The sequence below is a fragment of the Mesorhizobium sp. M1066 genome (assembly GCF_040318635.1).
Lineage (GTDB): Bacteria > Pseudomonadota > Alphaproteobacteria > Rhizobiales > Rhizobiaceae > Mesorhizobium.
The window spans coordinates 52,347-72,076 of record NZ_JAMYMR010000003.1 but is presented as its reverse complement, the minus strand read 5'-3'; the positions used below and the strand labels follow the sequence as shown (position 1 = coordinate 72,076).

The 19,730-nt window shown below is 61.1% G+C and carries 23 protein-coding genes; 9 read left to right on the top strand and 14 right to left on the bottom strand.

Going from position 1 to position 19,730, the window contains the following annotated elements; genetic code table 11:
• The first annotated feature begins 74 nt into the window (after positions 1-74).
• From NKH52_RS06020 to NKH52_RS06005, 4 genes are all read left to right on the top strand, one after another.
• Positions 75-2,066, top strand: a complete 1,992-nt coding sequence (locus NKH52_RS06020) for a protein-L-isoaspartate(D-aspartate) O-methyltransferase (RefSeq protein WP_352728720.1) — start codon at positions 75-77, stop codon at positions 2,064-2,066.
• A gap of 102 nt (positions 2,067-2,168) precedes the next feature.
• The gene (locus NKH52_RS06015) at positions 2,169-2,375 is read left to right on the top strand and encodes a hypothetical protein (protein WP_013531530.1); all 207 of its coding nucleotides are present in this window, start codon (positions 2,169-2,171) and stop codon (positions 2,373-2,375) included.
• Between the two features lie 45 nt (positions 2,376-2,420).
• Positions 2,421-2,891, top strand: a complete 471-nt coding sequence (locus NKH52_RS06010) for a YbhB/YbcL family Raf kinase inhibitor-like protein (protein ID WP_127294495.1) — start codon at positions 2,421-2,423, stop codon at positions 2,889-2,891.
• A gap of 83 nt (positions 2,892-2,974) precedes the next feature.
• Positions 2,975-3,133 carry a hypothetical protein gene (locus NKH52_RS06005; RefSeq protein WP_352728722.1) on the top strand — a complete coding sequence of 53 codons (159 nt, stop codon included), beginning with the start codon at positions 2,975-2,977 and terminating at the stop codon, positions 3,131-3,133.
• A gap of 110 nt (positions 3,134-3,243) precedes the next feature.
• On the opposite strand, the gene NKH52_RS06000 is transcribed toward NKH52_RS06005, so the two are convergent.
• Positions 3,244-3,672 carry a hypothetical protein gene (locus tag NKH52_RS06000; RefSeq protein WP_023812000.1) on the bottom strand — a complete coding sequence of 143 codons (429 nt, stop codon included), beginning with the start codon at positions 3,670-3,672 and terminating at the stop codon, positions 3,244-3,246.
• Between the two features lie 191 nt (positions 3,673-3,863).
• Between NKH52_RS06000 and NKH52_RS05995 the strand changes: the two genes are divergently transcribed.
• On the top strand, positions 3,864-5,765 hold the full coding sequence (locus tag NKH52_RS05995; protein ID WP_352728724.1) for a multicopper oxidase domain-containing protein: 1,902 nt from the start codon (positions 3,864-3,866) through the stop codon (positions 5,763-5,765).
• 54 nt (positions 5,766-5,819) lie between these two features.
• On the opposite strand, the gene NKH52_RS05990 is transcribed toward NKH52_RS05995, so the two are convergent.
• The gene (locus NKH52_RS05990) at positions 5,820-5,978 is read right to left on the bottom strand and encodes a hypothetical protein (RefSeq protein WP_023812002.1); all 159 of its coding nucleotides are present in this window, start codon (positions 5,976-5,978) and stop codon (positions 5,820-5,822) included.
• A gap of 150 nt (positions 5,979-6,128) precedes the next feature.
• On the bottom strand, positions 6,129-6,356 hold the full coding sequence (locus NKH52_RS05985; protein ID WP_352728726.1) for a hypothetical protein: 228 nt from the start codon (positions 6,354-6,356) through the stop codon (positions 6,129-6,131).
• Between the two features lie 252 nt (positions 6,357-6,608).
• On the opposite strand from NKH52_RS05985, the gene NKH52_RS05980 reads away from it, so the two are divergent.
• A complete protein-coding gene (locus NKH52_RS05980) occupies positions 6,609-7,004 on the top strand; it encodes a hypothetical protein (RefSeq protein WP_352728728.1) in 396 nt (131 codons plus the stop codon).
• A 452-nt stretch (positions 7,005-7,456) separates the two neighbouring features.
• Complete coding sequence (locus tag NKH52_RS05975) at positions 7,457-7,642, top strand: hypothetical protein (protein ID WP_128364140.1); 186 nt, start codon at positions 7,457-7,459, stop codon at positions 7,640-7,642.
• Between the two features lie 38 nt (positions 7,643-7,680).
• On the opposite strand, the gene NKH52_RS05970 is transcribed toward NKH52_RS05975, so the two are convergent.
• Positions 7,681-8,430 carry a metallophosphoesterase family protein gene (locus tag NKH52_RS05970; RefSeq protein ID WP_127294483.1) on the bottom strand — a complete coding sequence of 250 codons (750 nt, stop codon included), beginning with the start codon at positions 8,428-8,430 and terminating at the stop codon, positions 7,681-7,683.
• The gene (locus NKH52_RS05965; protein WP_352728730.1) at positions 8,423-9,232 is read right to left on the bottom strand and encodes a nucleotidyltransferase family protein; all 810 of its coding nucleotides are present in this window, start codon (positions 9,230-9,232) and stop codon (positions 8,423-8,425) included. Before NKH52_RS05965 ends, NKH52_RS05970 begins: the two co-directional genes overlap by 8 nt.
• A gap of 365 nt (positions 9,233-9,597) precedes the next feature.
• Between NKH52_RS05965 and NKH52_RS05960 the strand changes: the two genes are divergently transcribed.
• Positions 9,598-10,554, top strand: a complete 957-nt coding sequence (locus NKH52_RS05960; protein WP_352728732.1) for an agmatinase — start codon at positions 9,598-9,600, stop codon at positions 10,552-10,554.
• Here the strand turns inward: NKH52_RS05960 and NKH52_RS05955 are convergent.
• The 9 genes from NKH52_RS05955 to NKH52_RS05915 all read right to left on the bottom strand — a co-directional run bounded on the left by NKH52_RS05955 (position 10,511) and on the right by NKH52_RS05915 (position 18,369).
• Positions 10,511-11,167 (bottom strand): imm11 family protein, encoded by a 657-nt coding sequence (locus tag NKH52_RS05955; protein ID WP_352728734.1) that lies wholly within the window; start codon positions 11,165-11,167, stop codon positions 10,511-10,513. The two genes, NKH52_RS05960 and NKH52_RS05955, sit on opposite strands and share 44 nt — an antisense overlap.
• Positions 11,168-11,182: 15 nt before the next feature.
• Positions 11,183-11,848, bottom strand: coding sequence for a glutathione S-transferase family protein (locus NKH52_RS05950; protein WP_352728736.1), 666 nt, complete (start codon positions 11,846-11,848; stop codon positions 11,183-11,185).
• A gap of 40 nt (positions 11,849-11,888) precedes the next feature.
• A complete protein-coding gene (locus NKH52_RS05945; protein ID WP_352728738.1) occupies positions 11,889-12,761 on the bottom strand; it encodes an aldose 1-epimerase family protein in 873 nt (290 codons plus the stop codon).
• A 175-nt stretch (positions 12,762-12,936) separates the two neighbouring features.
• On the bottom strand, positions 12,937-13,653 hold the full coding sequence (locus NKH52_RS05940) for a Bax inhibitor-1/YccA family protein (RefSeq protein ID WP_023812012.1): 717 nt from the start codon (positions 13,651-13,653) through the stop codon (positions 12,937-12,939).
• Positions 13,654-13,676: 23 nt separating this feature from the next.
• On the bottom strand, positions 13,677-14,468 hold the full coding sequence (locus NKH52_RS05935) for an anti-sigma factor family protein (protein WP_127294473.1): 792 nt from the start codon (positions 14,466-14,468) through the stop codon (positions 13,677-13,679).
• Positions 14,465-14,980, bottom strand: a complete 516-nt coding sequence (locus tag NKH52_RS05930; protein WP_245273246.1) for a sigma-70 family RNA polymerase sigma factor — start codon at positions 14,978-14,980, stop codon at positions 14,465-14,467. The genes NKH52_RS05935 and NKH52_RS05930 overlap by 4 nt, the downstream gene beginning before the upstream one ends.
• A gap of 251 nt (positions 14,981-15,231) precedes the next feature.
• A complete protein-coding gene (locus NKH52_RS05925; RefSeq protein WP_023812014.1) occupies positions 15,232-15,765 on the bottom strand; it encodes a response regulator transcription factor in 534 nt (177 codons plus the stop codon).
• A complete protein-coding gene (locus NKH52_RS05920) occupies positions 15,755-17,035 on the bottom strand; it encodes an ATP-binding protein (RefSeq protein WP_352728740.1) in 1,281 nt (426 codons plus the stop codon). The genes NKH52_RS05925 and NKH52_RS05920 overlap by 11 nt, the downstream gene beginning before the upstream one ends.
• Positions 17,036-17,073: 38 nt before the next feature.
• Complete coding sequence (locus NKH52_RS05915; RefSeq protein WP_164780145.1) at positions 17,074-18,369, bottom strand: MFS transporter; 1,296 nt, start codon at positions 18,367-18,369, stop codon at positions 17,074-17,076.
• 184 nt (positions 18,370-18,553) lie between these two features.
• On the opposite strand from NKH52_RS05915, the gene cyoA reads away from it, so the two are divergent.
• Positions 18,554-19,723, top strand: a complete 1,170-nt coding sequence (gene cyoA / locus NKH52_RS05910) for a ubiquinol oxidase subunit II (RefSeq protein WP_352728742.1) — start codon at positions 18,554-18,556, stop codon at positions 19,721-19,723.
• Positions 19,724-19,730 lie beyond the last annotated feature (7 nt).

Genomic DNA, 19,730 nt, shown 5'->3' with positions numbered 1-19,730 from the left:
AATCGCGAAGGCAGGCTCAAGGCAGGTACCGCGAAGGATCGCCTCGAAGCGTTGCACCAACGGGGAGCTAAAAGATGCTCGATCTTCCTCGTGCCCGTGATCGAATGGTCAAAATCCATGTCGGCCGGCGCGGCATCCATGACCGTGAGATTCTGCAGGCTATGCGCGAAGTTCCACGCGAGGCCTTCGTCGAACCCGGCTTCGAGGAATTTGCTTATGAAGACACGCCGCTGCCGATCGCCGACGGCCAGACCATATCGCAACCCTACATCGTCGCGTTCATGATCGAGATGGCGGATGTCAAACCGGGTGACCATGTGCTCGAAATTGGCACCGGTTCGGGGTACGCGGCCGCGGTGATGAGCCGAATCGTCGAACAGGTCTACACGATAGAGCGTCATCCCGGTTTGGCCGAAACCGCGAAGCGGCGGTTTGAAAGACTCGGCTACCAAAACATCGAGGTTCGAACAGGCGATGGCACCAAGGGCTGGCCGCAGGCGGCGCCGTTCGATGCCATCGTGGTGACAGCCAGCGGTCCCGGCGCACCGCTCGCCCTTCAGGAGCAACTCGATGTCGGCGGCAGGCTCGTCATTCCGGTCGGCGACGACCCGGATTTGCAACGTCTGCTCAAAGTCACCCGGACAGGCGCCGCAACCTATAGCGAGGAGGATTTCGGTGGTGTGCGCTTCGTCCCTCTGATCGGCGAGCAGGGTTGGTCGGAAAACGGCACGGTCACCGACGTCGGTCGTCCGCTTCGACATCCCCATCCGATCAGCCTGCCTGATATGATCGCGGCCGCGGCCGAACCCCTGCCCGATTTCGACGATCCGGCCTTCGGCGCATTGTTCGATCGGTTCGCCGACCGGCGCATTGTTCTGCTTGGCGAGGCAAGCCATGGCACGTCCGAATTCTACAGGGCGCGCGCGGCAATCACCCGCAGGCTCATCGAACGCCACGGCTTCAACATCGTCGCGGTCGAAGCGGACTGGCCCGACGCGGCGGCGATCGACCGCTACGTTCGCCATCGTCGGCCGCGAACCGGCACTGGTGCGCCATTCCAGCGATTTCCGACGTGGATGTGGCGCAACACCGATGTCGCGGCCTTCACCGACTGGATGCGCCGTCACAACGAGAAGCTAGCGCCTTCGGAGCAAGCAGGGTTCTACGGCCTCGACATCTACAATATGAGCGGTTCCATTGGCGCGGTCCTCGACTATCTCGACCGGGTCGATCCCCAGGCAGCCAAGATCGCGCGCGAACGCTATGGCTGCCTGACGCCCTGGCAACACGAACCGTCCACCTACGGCCGCGCGGTGCTCACCGCCGGCTATCAAAAATGCGAAAAAGCGGTGCTGGAACAATGCCGGGACTTGCTCGCCAAACAGCTCGAATATGCAAAAAGGGACGGCACCGACTTTCTCGACGCCAGTCAGAATGCCCGGCTGATCGCGTCCGCCGAACACTATTACCGGATCATGTACTATGGCGGTGCGGAGTCCTGGAACCTGCGCGACACGCACATGTTCGAAACGTTGGAACATGTGCTGCATGCCGGCGGCCCCAACGCCAAGGCCGTGGTTTGGGCGCACAATTCCCATATCGGCGATGCCCGCTTTACCGAGATGGGCGTCGTCAGGGACGAACTGAACATCGGCCAACTCTGCCGGCAGCGTTTCGGGGATGAGGCAGCGCTGATCGGTATGGGCACGCATTCCGGCACTGTAGCGGCCGCCAGCAACTGGGATGGCAAAATGGAGGTGAAGCAAATTCGCGCGTCGCACGCCGACAGCTACGAACGGCTTTGCCACGATTCCCTTGTGTCGCGGTTCCTGCTCGACCTCGGGCGCGACACAACGCTGCGTGAGCGGTTGCTGGAACGCAGGCTGGAGCGATTTATCGGCGTGATCTACCGGCCGGAAACCGAGCTGGGCAGCCACTATGCGGACGCTTCCCTGCCCCGGCAGTTCGACGCGTTCGTATGGTTCGACAAAACCGCGGCAGTGACGCCGCTTGGCTCGGAGCATGCAAGAACCGGCGTTCCCGACACCTATCCATTCGGGCTTTAGCCGGCGCGCGGCGAACCAATGAAGAAGCCGAGGCGTGGAACCCGGAACGAATTATCCGGTCTGCGATTTCAAAACTGCAATCCCCGTCGAAGGAGTTTTCTCATGACCGGAACCAAACATCCGAAATGGAAAAAACCGAGCGATGCCGACTTGGCGAACAATCCTGGTATCGGGACTTCCAAGGGAACGATCAAGGAAGGCGAAGAGTTCGAGCTTGAAGGCGAGAACACAGTCGAAGGTGACGTCGAAAACGACACGACCGCCGCTGGCGGGATCGATCCAAGACAAAAGATGCGGACCAACAAATAGCTGCCCTGCGCGTCGCTGGGATCAACTTCGCCGGAAGAGTGAACCATGCCACTTGCCCTTAGCAGTGCCGCCTTTGCCGAAGGCGGACAAATTCCCGAAAGATACACACGAGACGGCAAAAACGTATCGCCGCCGCTGAAATGGTCTGGAGTGCCAGATGAAGCAAAGAGCCTCGTTCTCGTCGTTCAGGATCCTGACGCGCCGAGCGGAACGTTTGGTCATTGGGCGGTGTTCAACATCTCCCCGGACACAAGGGAACTTCCCGAGGCCGAAAGCGGCAAGCCGGGTCCGGGCGCACTCAGGCAAGCAACGAATGATTTTGGCAACGCCTACTACGACGGCCCTGAGCCACCCGTCGGACATGGCGTTCACCACTACCATTTCCGGTTGGCCGCGCTCGACACGCCGAGCCTCGCCATTCCGGCCAGCGTGGGCATCGAGCGCATCTGGCGGGAGGCGCAGAAACATTCGCTCGAGCAGGCTGAACTCATCGGAACCTACGAACGCAATCCGTAAGTTGATGACCGAGGTGGCATTGCCCTGCTACTGCGCGGAACGGTTCTCCTCCTCGCCGGTTGTCTTGGAAAGGAGATGCCGCCATGTTTGGAGATATCATGTGGTTGATCGTCGTTGCCGGCGGCCCATTGCTGCTGATCGTGCTGATGGCCTATGCCGTTATCGCACGCCGTCGGCGTGGACTCGCCGAACGAAGGGAGAGCGACCGAGCGACCGACCGGCTATACCAGGACAAGCGTTGATCCGCATCGGCGAGACCTCCGATTGGCAAGACATCCAATCGGCAAGACATCCAATCGGCAAGACAGGGGATCGTATGCCGCACCGAAGCGACGACGATCCCCAACTACGGTCAGCGCATTATCCTTTGCCGCAACCACGCAAAGAACCTGCCGCTGATGGCTGAGCGGACCCGCGTCGCAGCCCAGCGCGCTTTCATGGTTGAGCCGACGTGGCAATCGCAGACGATGTCGTGCAACTGCCAGTCGTTCAACTCGAAAAAGCGCTTTGCCTCACCATATGTGTCGTCTTTCAAACCCGATGCGCGCAGCACTGGATCTTCGAAGGCAACCGAAATTGCCGTACCCTCGCCCCGCATCATCGCACGTGCTTCAGGGTGCAGATGTTCAGTGCCTGCAAACGCCCCAAGGCATCGCTCGGGATTACGCTCCAGCAGTTCAGCCCAGCGCTCTACGCGCTGATTTCGTGTCATTGCGGAATAGGCAGCCGACGATTCAATCTTGGCGACGGCATGCAGTTGGTCGAGTGTTTGATGTTTCATGGCCAGCTCCTGTTGAGGCAGCGAAGCGCCCACCCCTTCAAGGGAATTACCGCGCGTTAATGCTTCGACAAGAGCGCCAGGCTGGAGAATTCGACACAACCGAATTGGGCCGGCGGGATCATAAACACGCCGGCTGCGTTCATCGACGGGGCTGCTTGTGACAAGCCACTGATCCGCGACGGGATGCATCCATGTTCATCCAGCCAATCGACTATTTCCTTGCCGTCTGGTTCGCTCTTGCCGCCGCCTCGACGCTTTATGTCGGCTTCGATCAATACCGCAACAATCCCGAACCGGTGGTGATGAAATGGGGTTTCATCCTGGTGACCCTCTATATGGGTCCATTGGGGCTGCTGCTTTATGTGCTTGCAGACAAGGAGCCACGGCCAGGCGAGCATGAAGACTTCACCAGCCCGCTGTGGAAACAGGGGGGCGGTTCGACCATCCACTGCGTTGCCGGCGATGCGACCGGCATCATTCTCGCCGCAGTCATCACGGCAACGCTTGGCCTGCCGATGTGGCTCGACCTCATCGTCGAATATCTGGCGGGCTTTGCCTTCGGCCTGTTCATCTTCCAATCGCTGTTCATGAAATCGATGATGGGCGGCACCTACTGGGAGAACGTGCGCAAGAGCTTCCTGCCCGAGTTCATCTCGATGAACTTCATGATGGCCGGCATGGCGCCCGTCATGAGCTTTCTGATGATGGGACGCGACATGCGCGCCATGGAGCCGACAGAGCTTTTGTTCTGGGGCGTGATGTCGATCGGCGTCATCGCCGGCTTCACACTCGCCTATCCGGCCAATGTCTGGCTGGTCGCGCGCGGGCTGAAGCACGGATTGATGACGCAGCGCCCGCAGGCGAACGAAACGAGCAGTGGAGAGCCGACCGCCCACCAACAGCACGCTATGCATCACCCCAACGCCGGCGACGATCGACGAAGCCGCAACACCTCCCATAAGTCCAAACGCAGCGGCCATCAGATGAAGACGGACGCTACCACACCGCAGATTGCGGCCCTCGGTATTGTGTCGGTATTGGCGCTGGCGATCGGCATGGCCGCACCGGCCAACTGGCTGAACCTGACGCTTTCGGCGCGTGACGTCGGCGGCGCGATCATGCCGCAAGGCATGATCATGGGTCGCGACACGCCGGCGGAGGCCATGCGTGACATGGCTGCAACCGATCCGCGTCGCGTCACCTCGTCCTATGCTCTTGCCGCCAAGGGCGACCAGGAACTGCCATTCCGCCTGGAGAACGGCGTCAAGGTGTTCGAGCTCAGGCCATCGGTGGTCCGCTGGCAGATCCTGCCCAACGTCGCGGTCGACGCCTATGCCTACAATGGCCAGATTCCCGGCCCGCGCATCCACATTCGCCAGGGCGATAAGGTTCGCATCGGCGTCACCAACGACCTGCCCGAAGAAACCACGGTGCATTGGCACGGCATGATTCTGCCGAACCAGATGGATGGGCCTGCCGAGATCACCCAGCCGCCGATCGAGCCTGGACAATCCTATTCCTATGCATTCACCGCGACCCAGCACGGGACCTATTTCTATCATCCGCATGCCAAGCCGGACCGCACCCAGGCGCTGGGGCTTTATGGGGCGCTGATCATCGATCCCGCCAATCCTGCCGACGAGGTTCCGGCTGACCACGACTATGTCATCGAACTTCAGGAATGGCTGGTGCGTGATGGGCTGACCTACCCCTCAATGCCAATGGAAGGCGGCATGCCGAACTTCTTCACCATCAACGGCAAGGCCTATCCCGCAACCGACACCATTCCTATGAAGGTGGGCGAGACGCTGAAGGTGCGTTTCATCGGCACCAACAACGGCTTCGTCCATCCAATGCATATCCATGGCGGGCCCTTCGAGGTCGTCGCCCGAGACGGTGAGACGCTTTCTCCCCCGGCACGCTTCCTGGCCGATACCATCAATGTCGGACCGGGACAGCGCTATGACGTCGTGTGGAAGGCGCTGCGTCCCGGCAAGTGGCTCATTCACTGCCACATCCCGCATCACACGACGAACAACAATGTCGAGGAGAAGGGCGGCGGCGGGTTGATGGTCGTCATCGACGTCGGCTAGATCTGCCAACCCCTGTGGATTTACCGATGGTATCCGGGCGCGCGTTGTTGCGCGCTACTTCTTGATAATGGTTCCGTTGCGCAAGTCGAATGCTTCGGTACCGCGAGCCTGGCGGTAGAAATCGTCCTGCAATTCGCCCCACTCGCCGAGAAAGGCGCCGCAATTGCTGCAATGAATTGGCGTCGATTCCTCGGCGTTGTCGGGAATGTCCATTTGGATAGTCCCACAAGCCTTGCAATCGAGTTTGTCGTCCAACCGTCGTCCCATTTCCCAATGATTGCGCATTTTCGGCCATGAGCCAATTGTCGATTTCGTACCAAATCGCTTCAACCACCGGTGAGTCCTCCAGCCATGGCTCATCGGTCAATCGCGAGAGTCAAAAAGGACGGCCAGCCCCAGTTCCCGTGCCAGCTCGATGATCGTCTCCATCAACTCATCATCTGTATCCTGCAAATAAGGCGCGTCCCTGCGAGCGGCCGCTATCGCCGCTTTGACCGAAACAATGTCGCCGTATCGCGCACTTCGAAGCTCCTCTGCCAGAAACACCTTGGCGGTACCGACAGGTCTTATTGCCCATCTGGCGATGCTCATGCGGCTCCCTCCCATGGTCACCTCTGCTTGATTTTGATCCTGTCCAAGGTGCAGATCAATCGATGGTACGATTCCGTACGGAACCGCCCAACCGGTTGGGGAGACAGCCGTGTGACGGACGCCCTGGCCAAGGTTTTCGGCGTCTCTCTGGGGTGAGTTGGGACGAAATCGCCCGGCGGGACCAGCCCTGCGGAACCATCGCTCAGCATGGGGGTTTCTTCGAAATCTCCTCGAAGGATGCAAGGAGCGACCATGCGCATGTTGACGATAGTTGTAGCACTTTCCGGGGCGGTCGTCATTCAGCCCGTCTACGCCCAAACTGTCGGACCGCAGCCTCCCCAGGTGATGCCACCGCAGGGCGAAGTGCAACCGGAGCAGGCGCTGCCAGATCCAGGCTCTGCTGATTTGAATTTCACCGGCGTTGCCATTATCGCCGTCGAGAATTTGCCTGACGAAATCAAGGCGCAGGCGGATGCCGTGATCAATCAGACCAGCGCCGAAGATTTGCTTCGCCTGCAAAACTCAGTCGATGCTTCGCCTCAGGCGACATCGGCTTTGAGGGCGAATGGGCTCCATTCCTCGCAGGTTGTCGCTGCAAACATAGATGGCGATGGCACCCTGACCCTGATCATCCAGACGACAACTTGAGGCGCCGAAGCAACCATTCAGCTTTGCCGATCTGCAGGCGACGGCTTTCTGTCTCGAGGTTGCGCATTTGCCCCGCGATAAAGAAGCTCCCCTTCGTCTATGCGTGGACGGGAGGCTCTTCATTCTCGTCGGGATTGGGCAGCGGGGTCTCGTCCGGGAGCCTTTCCGGTTCGGGTTCCTCGATCGGCTCGGGCTTCCATGTTGGAGGCGGCACGGGCACATCGCGATTTGGGTCTGGCTGTCTTGGCTGTGGCATCTAACTATCTCCGTTCAGTCGGAACAACTCGTGCGCCGTGGCATGGTTCCTGGCAGAATCCAGCCATAGAGATCGTTACGCCCTCAGGGCACGCGCATGTTGGTCCGCCCAGGTGCCGGCCCAAAAGTTTGCACATCGTTCGGAACCGGTCGGATTTTCGAGCCGTTGTGGTCGACAGGGATCAAGGAGAAGCGCGATGAAGGACAAGGAAGGAAATATCGACCATACATTGCCGCAGGTCGCCATCGACGATCAGCAGGTGCGACAACTGGCGGCCACGACCGATTTGCCGTCCAGGCAGGCTCGCGAGCTGGTGCGCCGTCACGGCAACGATCCCCGCAAGCTGGAAGAGTTGGCGAAGTCGATCAACACCACCAATTGAATCCAGGCCAATGGGCACCACGGCGCATGCCGCTGGCGTCAGATTTCGAGCAAGGCGTAGGGGCGGCCGCTTGGCTTGGCTACATGCATGGCGACGTTGTAGACCTTGGCTCCGCCAGGCGTTTGACCTTCGTAAGAACCGCGATGTGCATGACCGTGCACGACAGCACTAACCTGGAATCGATCGATCGTCTCCGCCAGGCGTGAAGAGCCCAGAAATGGAAATATCTCCGGCGGTTCTCCCGCGACTGTGTCAGCAATCGGCGCGTAGTGGAGGATCACCAGCGTGCGCTTCGCCCGCACCTGGCGCATCGCGTTTTCAAGTCGCATTGCCTCGTTCACGCTTTCAGCGACCATCGTCTTGATCGCCGGTTCACCGAATGAGCCGAGCATGCGTGACCCAAAACCGCCTATGAATCCCTTCACGCCGACAAAACCCACCTCCTCGATTTCGACTGCCTGCCCGTCGAGGAGATGAACATGCGCCTGACGCAGGATCTTCGTGACGTCTTCCACCGCACCAGATTCGTAGTCGTGATTGCCGAGCACCGCCACGACCGGGATCGAGCAGTTGCGCAGATCCTCGGCCAGCATCTCCGCTTCACGAGGCTTGCCGAGATTGGTCAGATCTCCTGTGAGAACGAGAATGTCCGCTTCGCTAGATATTTCGCCGAAGAGGTCTCGATAAGAGGTTTGCGCATCTTCCCGCACATGGAGATCCCCGACCGCGGCAACTTTGAGCGCGCGTGCGCCGTCCTTGGGCGCGCTGCTCTCGACGGGATCAGCCATCACGGAATTCTCCCACACCACCGACGCCGGCGAAGCCCCATTCCTTGACGTCGATTTCGTAATCGGTTTGCGAAAGCAGCCGCCCACGGCAGATCTTCATCCTTGGAGACGGCAACTGCCGTTGCTTGGCGAGGCGGTCGAGCAATTCATCGAGCAGCCACGCCGGGATATGATCGCGCTCGCTCGGATAGATCCATCTGAAATTGATAAGCTGCATCAACAGAACCTCCCAGTGAACCTCCAGATAAGAAAGCAGCCGGTGCCAATCGATCTGATCGCCCGCCTTGAGAATCGTATGAGCGATATCGGCGCCATCATGTCGCCCTCTGTCCTGGATAAAGCATTTGGACCAGATGAGTTCGGTCGGGCCGATGATCCGCACCCTGCTGCCCAACAGCTCTGTTTGGCGGGCGTGTTCCAGCCATAGGTCGCCAACAGGCACTGTGCCGTTGGCCGAACCGAACATGACGTCGAAGAAATGCGTGCCCTTGAACACCTTGCCGAGCCACCGGTCGTCCTCGATTTCGACGGCATATCCAAGCTGCTTGAAATGGGCGAGGATCCGCGCGTAGTCGCCTGCCTTGCAGAAGATATCGAGGTCCTTGGTCTGGCGGGTGACACCCGTATAAGCGCTTACCGCGTAGGTCCCGGCGACCAGAAAGGGTATGTCGGTGGCGGTAAGCTCGCGGATTGCTTCCGTGTAAAATACCTCCGCCTCGGCATTTTTGAGCGTCGGCGCCGCTTTTGCATCGATCTTGGGAAGCGAGACCAGGACGTTTTCAGGCAATGGACCATTGGTCATGAAACGATGACTCCGAATCCGGCAACCGGCAGTCGCCCGCTGTGGTAACAACGTGAACCTCGCCTGGTTCCGCTACCAGGCGACCGGCCAAGGTTCATTCTCGTCAGGTACTGGAAATTTCGGGATCGCGCCTGCCGATCCAAACCGCCCAACGTCCTCGCCGGCAGCACAATGTCGCCTCGAAATCGGCCGGTGCCACCGCCAATGTCCCCATTGGCCCAAATTCGAACACCAGGTGGGTGATCGATCTCGATTGTTTTAGAGCTTATTGGGCTTACCCGGTCGGCACACAAAGCTGGAGCCGAGGCGTTTGACTTAAACGCGCCCGATCGGCGTGCGCCAAGCTATCATCAGGATCATCAGGCATGACCCCCTCGCCTCCCTTTCTCGGTTTTCCCGATCGCCTGACAGATGGCCACATGCCCCGCGCGGTGATCTTCGGAGCCGGTCACGGCAGCACTTATCCCGGCAAGGACAGCCGCGGCCACGCCTTGGCGGCGGATGCCATCCGCGCTGCGAGCCAGGACGACGTCGCGTTCGTCGGGCACTGGGATTTCGATCTCGGCGGCCCGCTGTTCGACGGCAAGCCGGCCTCTTGCATCGACGCCGGCGATATCTTGACCACCATGCATGACAACGCCGGAAACCGGGGCAGGATCGAGGCAAAAACGTGCGAGATCCTGGCATTGCCGGCCGTGCCGATCCTGATCGGTGGCGACTGTTCCATGACCATTCCCTTCCTCGCCGGCTTTGCGGAGCACGGGCCGGTCTGGGTCCTGCAGATCGACGCCCATATCGACTGGCGCGACGAGGTGTATGGCGAGCGCCACGGCTATTCGAGCCCGATGCGCAGGGCGAGCGAGATGCCGCATGTCGCAGGGATGGTGCAAGTCGGCCTGCGCAGCGTCGGCAGCGCACGCATCACCGAGATCGAAGCGGCACGGCGCTATGGCAGCCGCTTCGTGACCGCCCGCGAGGTTTACGCTCAGGGCGTCGAAGCCGCGCTCGGGCATATTCCGGAAGGCGCGCGGGTTGTCGTCACCCTCGACTGCGACAGCCTTGATCCAAGCATCATGCCGGGCGTGGCGGCGCGTACACCCGGCGGCCTCACCTACACGCAGGTGATCGACCTGATCGCCGGCCTCGGCAGACGGGCCCGGATCACAGGGTTCGACCTTGTCGAGTTCTATCCTCCGGCCGACATTGACGGCCTGTCAGCGCTGACCGCCGCGCGCCTTCTCGTCAATGTGGTCGGCACCGTCGTCCGGCAGGTTGATATCAAAACCCCGCTTTTCGCCGCAGACCGGCCCAAAAGCGCGTGAGCGAGCTTGCGGTTGAAATGCCCTTTTCCACACCTGGGTACTCGATCCTGCCTTGTCCGACCAGCTCGTCGCTCCAGACCAAGTTGAAAGCAATGCCCTTGAGCCCAAGCTCCCCGATCCGGCGTACGATCGTCTCCTGCAGATAGATATCGGATATTCGCACCCCATCGGCACGCTCGGGCAGCTTGAATATCTCGGTACCGCCGATTGCGTCCGCTCGAAGGACGAGGCTTTCGATCACCATTATGCCGCCATCGTCAAAGCGAACGATCTTTGAACGTTCCTCGTCCAGCGCATCGATCACGGTGGTGACATTGAAGAGCGATATTGGCTCGTCAGCACGAAGCGGCAGGAATTCACCGTACGGTTCGAGGGTTGGCCGAAGCAACTTCAACGCTCTCGCTCGCAGGATCAGCACATGCTCGCCAAGCCATGGAAAATCTGAATACTGCCGGAGCGTACCGTCGTCGTGGTCGCGCAGGATCTCCATCCCGGGCGGATGCCATTGTGTCTGCTTCCGGCCGCAGAGGGTCGAAAACAGCTGGTAGTCGTCCGCCTGTCGAGGAAGGGCCCATTCCTGTCCTTCGACCACACTCAGGACATAGATCTCCATCCGATCCCCCGCACATCATTGCCGCTGGTCCACGACAGCCGTTTGCGGCACCGGCGGCAATTCGGGTGCATCCATCCCCTTGAAAGGGTCACGCCAAGCGTCGATGTCTTCAAGCCGACGGTACCAGCGGCTGACAGAAGAATAATCGTCGAGCGGCAATCTGGCGGCATCGTTGAACGGCAGGAAGGTCGCCATTCGAAAATCGGCATAGGAAATCGAACTCCCGACCAGCCACTGCCGCTCGGCAAGCACGGCGTCGAGTATTGCCGCGGCCGTATGGAATTGGTTCAGGCCCTCCTCCACCCGCTTCTGATCGATCGGGCCGATGCCGTACCGCTGTTTGGTCCCACGTTCGAAATGCACCGTGTCGCACGCGAGTGCAAAGTGCTCCTTGCCCCAGCTCAGCCAGCGGATCATCTCGGGTTCGTCATCGCCGGTGCGCCAGAAATCCGAATGCGCGTCGCGCGAGAGCCTGCAGGCTATGGCGTCTGCCTCCCAGAGGCTCTTTCCCTCATCATCCACAAGGATGGGCAGTGAGAGATTGGGATTTAACGGCCGATATTTCTCCGCCTGCCCCGGAGCGAAGGGCGAGGCGAATTCAAATTCGACTTTCGCGTCGAGATGGAGTGCCGCCGCGACCGCCAATCGAGGATTGGGATTGCGGCTGAAATACAGCTTCATAGGGCACTCCCGGCGTGACTGGATCTGCCGATCAGGAACGTCATAGCAGCCGTATCTCATAGCTCATCACGCGCTTTGCCCCCGGCGCGACCAGCATCAGGCCTGGTTTGTCGACAAAATCACCATCGAAATCCACCGGGCTTGCAAGGCCGTGCCAAGGTTCGATGCAAAGGAATGGCGCGCCGCTCGGCTTTGACCAGACGCCCAACTCCCGAACCCCTTGCCAGGACATCTCCAGAGCCGGGCCACGCTCAGCGGCATAACGCACGCTGGAGCTGGCGATCTGGTCCATGATCACCGCGTCCTCGTCGAACAACCGCTCAGAGAGCGGGAGTATGTTGCCTTCGACAGGCGTCGGCTGTGGCGTTTTCAGCAGCAGTCCGTCCTTAAGGCGGCGGATCGGTGCCGGCTCATCATCGGCAAAGATCAGCCGGTAATCCGTCTTGGCCAAATCCGGCTGCAAGGGCCAATTGAATGCCGGGTGCGCCCCGATCGATGCCGGCAGGAGCTCATCACCGGTGTTGGTGATGTCGAAAGTCACATCAAGCTGCTGGCGGACCAGCGTATAGGTCACTTCAAGCCGAAAGGCGAATGGATAGCGCGCCCAGGTGTCGGCGTCGTCAGTGAGCACCAGCGTGCAGGATCGCGCCCCCTTCTGCGTCCAGGCAAACGGCTTGTCGCGCCCAAACCCGTGCTGCGTCATTGGATAGGTCCGGCCGCGATGGCGCAGATGATCGCCCGCCAGCCGCCCCACGATCGGGAACAGCACCGGCGAGTGCCGCCGCCATTCTGGCCCCGCCTGCCACAGGAATTCAAATCCGTGCGCGTCTTGCAGCGAAATCAGTTCGGCACCCTGCGCGACGATGGTCGCCGAGATGTCGTCGCCATGAAGCGTTTGGCTGTCCTGTGCCACATTTCCTCGCGGGTCGTTGTTGAAGGCCGGCGCGGTGGGCAGACTAGCAAAAGCTCTTGGGGACTCAAGGTGTAGCCTGGTTCTGCAGGAACGAATTGTGGCCGGAGGATCTCCCTCCGGCCACCTCTCCGCATCAAGAGCAATAACCCTCGCTCTTGCCCACAGCGGATAGTCGTTATTCGCGTTCGCCGGTAAAATTCAGCAGCAGCTGGAAGATGTTGATGAAGTTCAGATAGAGCGAGAAGGCGCCGAAGACGGCAAGCTTCTGGCGCGATTCCGCGTCGAAATTCTCGGCATACTGTTCTTTGATCGTCTGCGTATCCCAGGCGGTCAGGCCGATGAACACGGCGATGCCGATCACCGAGATGGCGAACTGCAGCGCGGTCGAGCCGAGGAAGATGTTGACGATGCTGGCGATCACCACGCCGATCAGGCCCATGATCAGGAACGACGAGAACTGGGTCAGGTCGCGCTTTGTCGTGTAGCCGTAGAGACTGGTGGCGCCGAACATGGTGGCGGCGATGAAGAAGGTGCGCGCGATGCTGGTTCCGGTGAAGACCAGGAACACGGAGGCGAGCGACAGGCCCATGACCGCGCAGAAGGCCCAGAACATCGCCTGGGCACTCGCCGCCGACATGGTCTGCATTTTGAACGAGAACAACATGACGAAGGCGAGCGGTGCCAGCATCACCACCCATTTCAGCGGGCTGGAGAAGATCGGCACGTAGAGCGCCGGCGTCGATGAGATCATGAAGGCGACGAGGCCGGTGACCACAAGGCCGACGCCCATGTAGTTGTAGACGCGCAGCATATGCTGGCGCAGGCCCTCGTCGAAGATGGCTCCGGTTTGGGCGCCGGCGCCGACTCGATATCCCAGATTGGGCGTGTTCATTTGCGTTCTCCTTTGTGGATCGATCAGTAAAGCGTCTTGGCGAGCGTCTCGGCGGCGCGGTCGAGGTCATGGACCTCGCTTCGTCCGACCACCGCATAGGCGACATCGCCGATCTGGAAATAGGCCGACGAAATGTCGCCCGAGGGCGCTATCGTCGGCTTGACGACGTCGAAGGTTCCTGGCCGGATCGCAAACAGCGACACCAGCCCCATGTCTTTCGTCTCGACCGCCATCTCGACGCTCGGCCCAAAGCGCGACGGATAGATCTGCACGTCGCGCACCCTCCAATCCGTCGGCAGCGACGGCATGACGATGGCAGTGGCGGCGCGGATTTCGCCGGCGTTGTAATTGGGCGCTTCCGGCTGCGACGGCATGCTCTCGCGCACCAGCGTCGTCCTGTGGGCCTGCACCGCCTCGTCGACATAGGCGGGCGGCTGCGGCGAGGCGACGACCTTGGTCACCGACATCGGCCCGATGATGCCGTTTGCCAGCCAGCCGGCGGCGACGAAGCCGGCGACCGCCGCCGCGCGCTGCAACACGCCGAAGAGCCGGCCGCGGGCAAGCCCTCTCTCCAGCCGCCGCGCGGCATCGGCGGTCGCGGGGCGCGCCATGCCCTTGGAGCCGGCCAAACCTGCGGAACCGGCAAGCGCCACGCGCAGTTCATCGCGGGTCCTGAGATCCGACATCACGCGCGCCGCCGCCTCCGGGCGAGCGGACAAGAATGCTTCGACCTCGATGCGGCGGGTGACGTCGACCTGGTCGTCGACATAGGCGTCGAGGTCGATATCGGTCACGGGATCGACAGTTGCGGTCATGACGGGCCTCCAACGATCCTGAGGTGGTTTTTTGCCTTCGCGGGCTCCTCCATCTCGCGCAGTGCGGCGCGCGCCCTGCCGATGCGTGACATCAGCGTGCCGAGCGGCACGCCGCTGGCATCGGCGGCCTGTTGATAGGAGAGGCCTTCGATGGCGACGAGGTGCAGCGCTGAACGCTGTTCTTCCGGCAGGCTGAAAAAAGCCTCGCGCACCTGCGCCAGGCGCACCGAATGTTCCTGTGGTGCCGGCGTGCTGCCGTCGGCCAGGTATCCAGCCTGTTCGACGCGCGACGCTTCGGACTTGCGGGACCGCATCTTGTCGATGAAGGTGTTGTGGACGATCGACAGCAGCCACGCGCGCAGGTTTCCGCCGGAGCGGAACGTGCTGCGCCGCTCATAGGCGCGCACCAGCGCGTCATGGACAAGATCCTCGGCGTCGGTGCTGTCGCGCGTCAGCGAGCGCGCATAGCGACGCAGCGAACCGAGCTGTCCTAGGATGTCAAAGCGTGGCATCGACGGTTTCATGTCCTGTTTACGGAGCATGTGGGGATTTTAATCCCTGCCCTGCCAATTTTTTCCCTTTGAGGACATCGTTCGCCTCTACCCTCGCCTCGCAGCATCGAGCGGCTATCCCTGGAACCGCATGATGAAGCCGAGAAATACAAGCTCCCGGAATCGTTGTGCGGGTGATTTCCATCGGTGCATCGACGGCAGGCATGGCGGCAGTGGGCCCAATGTGGCGACTGGAATGCAGTAGATCGTGCCTACTTCACACGCCTCTTCTCCAGCTTCCTCGCCAGCGTCCGGCGGTGCATGCCCAACCGTCGTGCTGTCTCGGAAATGTTGAAGTCGGCCTCCACCAGCATTTCGTGGATGCGCTCCCATTCGAGGTTCTTTATCGAGGTTGGTCGCTCGGCGAGCGGCACCGAAGCATTGCCCTCGACCTGGCCGAAAGCGGCTTCAATGTCGTCGGTGTTGGCGGGCTTGGCAAGATACTGGCAGGCGCCGAGCTTGATCGCCTCGACAGCGGTGGCGATGCTTGCAAAGCCGGTCAACACGACGATCCGCATTTCAGGATCGTGCTCGTGCAGCGCCCTGACGCATTCCAGGCCCGAGCCGCTGGCAAGCTTGAGATCGACGACGGCATATTGGAAGGCAACGGTGCCGATCAGCGCATGCACGCCGTCGACGCTCCGGCAGCTATGCGTTTCGTAGTCACGCCGTTCGAAAGACCGGCGCAGTGCGTTGGCAAAGGCGATGTCGTCCTCGACGATCAACAGCGTGCGTTTAGTCGGCATTGTGCCCTCGCGGAGACAGAGCAGCCAGCGGCAGATGCAACGTAACCGAAGCTCCCCCCTCGGTTCTATTTCTTACGGTGACGCTACCCCCCAGCTTGCGGATGACATTGACGACCAGAAACAGGCCGAGCCCGCTACCTGGCCGGTTTTTGGTCGACGTATAGGGCTTGCCGAATTCAGCAAGCATGGCTTCTTCAAATCCCGGTCCCGCGTCGACAACTTCGACGATAAGATCGTCAGCGTGGCGGCTGACGATCAACCCGACCCATAGAGGCGACGCTTCAAGTGCGTTGTCCAGTACATTGAACATCACCTGTTTGAGCGCAGGATCGGAGACGATCTCCTGGTTGGCGCCGAAACGCCTGGTGTATTCGAAACCTTGCGGCAGCCGTGTCGATTTCCATTCGGCCACCAGCTCCGCCAGGAAGGCGTCGACGGAGGTGCGAACAGTGCCTTCGCCGCGCAATTCGCCCGACGACATCAGGATTCCCGAAACGATCTTCTTGCAACGGTCCAACTGGCCTTGCATCTCCCGGATTTCCTGCGCCAGATCCGGATCGGCCTCAAGAGCCGGCATGCGCTGCCAGTCGTTGAGGATGACGGAAAGCGTGGCCAGCGGCGTGCCGAGCTCATGCGCGGCGCCGGAGGCGAGCAGGCCCATCCTGACGATGTGAGCCTCCTCCGCCGACTGCTGGCGCAAATCCGCAAGATGGGCGTCGCGGGTGCGAATGTTGTTCTGGACCCTGGTGATGAACAGCACCAGAAGCGTTGCCGCCAGAACGAAACAGATGAACATGCCCTGGATGTGCAGGCTGAACAGCCCGGCACCGTGTGCAGCGGGCAGGCTGATCTCACGGTAGAAAGTGGTCAGCGCGATGAAGCACGTGCTTGCAATGAGGACAAGGGCCCAGACCGACCATGTCTCCAGCAGCACCGCGCCCAGGATGACCTGGAGCAGGTAAAGCGAAATGAAGGGATTGGACGCGCCGCCACTCAGGTAAAGCTGGACCGTCAACGCGGTGACGTCGAGCAGCAGCCCAAGAAACAGCTCGGTGTTGGTGATCGCGTCCTGGCTGCTGTGCCGGCGCAGGCTGGCGACATTGAGAGCGATCAGCAGCAGGATCACCACCGCCATCGGCACCAGCGGCAGGCCGATGCCAAGCGCGTAGCGGACGAACAGGATCGTCACGATCTGACCACCGACCGCGATCCAGCGCAGTTGGATCAGAAGCAGGAAATTCTGTTTGTTGGTCTTGTCGTGCAGAGTCATTGGGCCGGGAGGTCCCCAGCCCTGGCCAAGCAGGTTACTCAAGCGGGCGTCCGATCCAGGCGCTGGTTGAGCCTCAGCGCCAGCAGCGTGCATAGCGCTCCCGACAACAGATAGGCGCCTGATGAGATCAGCCCGAAATGGGCGGACAGGAACAGGGCGACAATGGGGGCGAAGCCGGCGCCGAACAGCCAGGCGAGGTCCGAGGTCAGCGCAGCACCTGTATAGCGGTAGGTCTTTGAAAAGTTCGAGGCGAGTGCTCCTGAAGACTGGCCGAACGACAGGCCGAGCAGGACGAAGCCCAATACCATGAAGACGGACTCTCCGACGAAGCCGCCATCGAGCAGCTGTGGCGCGAAACCGCTGAAAACGGCGATGGCCACCGCCGAGCCTCCTAGCAAGGGCCAGCGCCCAACCCGGTCGGCGACGAAGCCCGAGATCGCGATTGCCGCCAGGCCGAAGAAGGCTCCGATCGTCTCGATGACCAGGAACCGGGCCGGTCCCTCTCGCGTGAACAAGAAAATCCAGGACAGAGGAAACACCGTCACCATGTGGAACAGAGCGAAGCTCGCCAGCGGCGCGAAGGCGCCGAGCACGACAGTGCGCCCTTCGGCGCGCAACGTCTCACGGACGGAAGTCGGCTCCAGTTCCTGGCCTTCGAACAGTTTGGTGTATTCCGGCGTCACCACGATGCGCAGCCGTGCGAACAGGGCGACGACATTGATAGCGAAGGCGACGAAGAACGGGTAGCGCCAACCCCAGCTGAAGAAGTCTTCGGCCGACAGGTTGCCGACGAAATATGCAAACAGGGCGCTGGCAACGATGAGCCCGAGTGGTGCGCCCAGCTGCGGGATCATCGCATACCAGCCGCGGCGCTTTTCGGGCGCATTCAACGCCAGCAGCGAGGCAAGTCCATCCCATGTCCCGCCCAGCGCCAGTCCCTGACCGATCCGGAACATGGCCAGCAGCCAGGCCGAAGCCGGGCCGATCTGGTCGTAACCGGGCACGAAGGCGATCGACACGGTCGAGGTCCCCAGCAGGAACAGCGCGATGGTGAGCTTGGCGCTGCGGCCGTAGGCGCGGTCGAGCGCGGTGAAGATCGCCGTCCCGATCGGCCGCGCGATGAAGGCAAGCGCGAAGATGGCGAAGGAGTAGAGCGTGCCGGTCAACGGGTCGGCATAAGGAAATACGAGCTTCGGAAAAACGATGACGGAAGCGATCGCGTAGACGAAGAAGTCGAAGAATTCCGACGTCCTGCCGATGATGACGCCAACGGCGATTTCGCCGGGCTTCACCTCATGATGCCGCGCGTTGATCCGTCTTGCGTCGGCTTCCATCTTCGAAGTTGGGCTCACAGCATTCTCCGTCGCCCCGCCGCGGTCTCATACGATCGCTTGCCATGTGCGCGGGCCAGATGCTTTGATGACGCCTGCCGCGTCATTGCGGCATTGGACAAATTGTCCAATGCCTTCATTGCCGCGGTGCGGCTAGCACTGGGGGGAACAACCGACAGGTCATACATTGAGCCGTCTCCGTACCCTTTTCCTGCTGCCCCTGCTGGCATCGCTCGGCTCCTGCAGCATGGTCGTCATGAACCCTGCCGGCGACGTCGCAGCGCAGCAGCGCGACCTGCTGATGGTGTCCACGGCACTGATGCTGATCGTCATCATACCGGTGATGGCTCTCACCATATTCTTTGCCTGGCGATACCGCCAGTCCAACCGCGAGGCGCGCTACGAGCCGGATTGGGACCACTCGACCCACCTCGAACTCGTCATTTGGGCGGTGCCGCTTCTGATCATCATCTGCCTGGGCGCAGTGACCTGGATGGGCACCCATCTGCTCGACCCCTATCGTCCGATCGGACGTGTCGCGGCCGGCAAGCCGGTGCCGCCGGACGTGCGCCCGCTTGAGGTCGAAGTCGTCGCGCTCGACTGGAAATGGCTGTTCCTTTATCCCGAGTATGGCGTCGCCGTTGTCAACGAACTGGCTGCGCCGGTCGACCGGCCGATCAGCTTTCGCATCACCTCCGCATCGGTGATGAACTCCTTCTACATTCCAGCACTGGCCGGCCAGATCTATGCGATGCCGGGTATGGAAACCAGGCTGCACGCCGTCATAAACAAGTCCGGCGACTATGAAGGGTTCTCCGCCAACTACAGCGGCGCCGGCTTCTCGGGAATGCGCTTCGCGTTCCACGGCCTAGACGATGCCGGTTTCCAGGCATGGATCGCGAAGGCAAAGGACGGCGGCGGCAAGCTCGACCGAAACGGCTATCTGGAGCTCGAACAGCCCAGCGAGAACCAACCCGTGCGCCACTATGCGGCGGTGGATGCCGATCTCTACAAGGCGATCCTCAACATGTGCGTCGAGCCCGGCAAGATGTGCATGAGCGAGATGTCGCAGATCGATGCCAAGGGCGGTCTGGGAATGGCCGGCATCCGCAACACCCTGCCGCTGCTGTATGACAAGTTCGCCCGGCGCGGCACGATATTCGGCCCTGCCCCATCCTATGTCGCCAGCATATGCACGACCGAAGAAGCACTGGCGGCTTCGAAGGCCGATCAATCCGTCACGCCGATGACCTCGACGCCGATAGTCGGCGCTGGTCTGCAACGGCCACTGCCCCTGTCGATCCGACTGCCGTCACCTTCCGCAACCGGCACGCTTCGGTCGCCCTTCAACTCCTGAGGCGCCA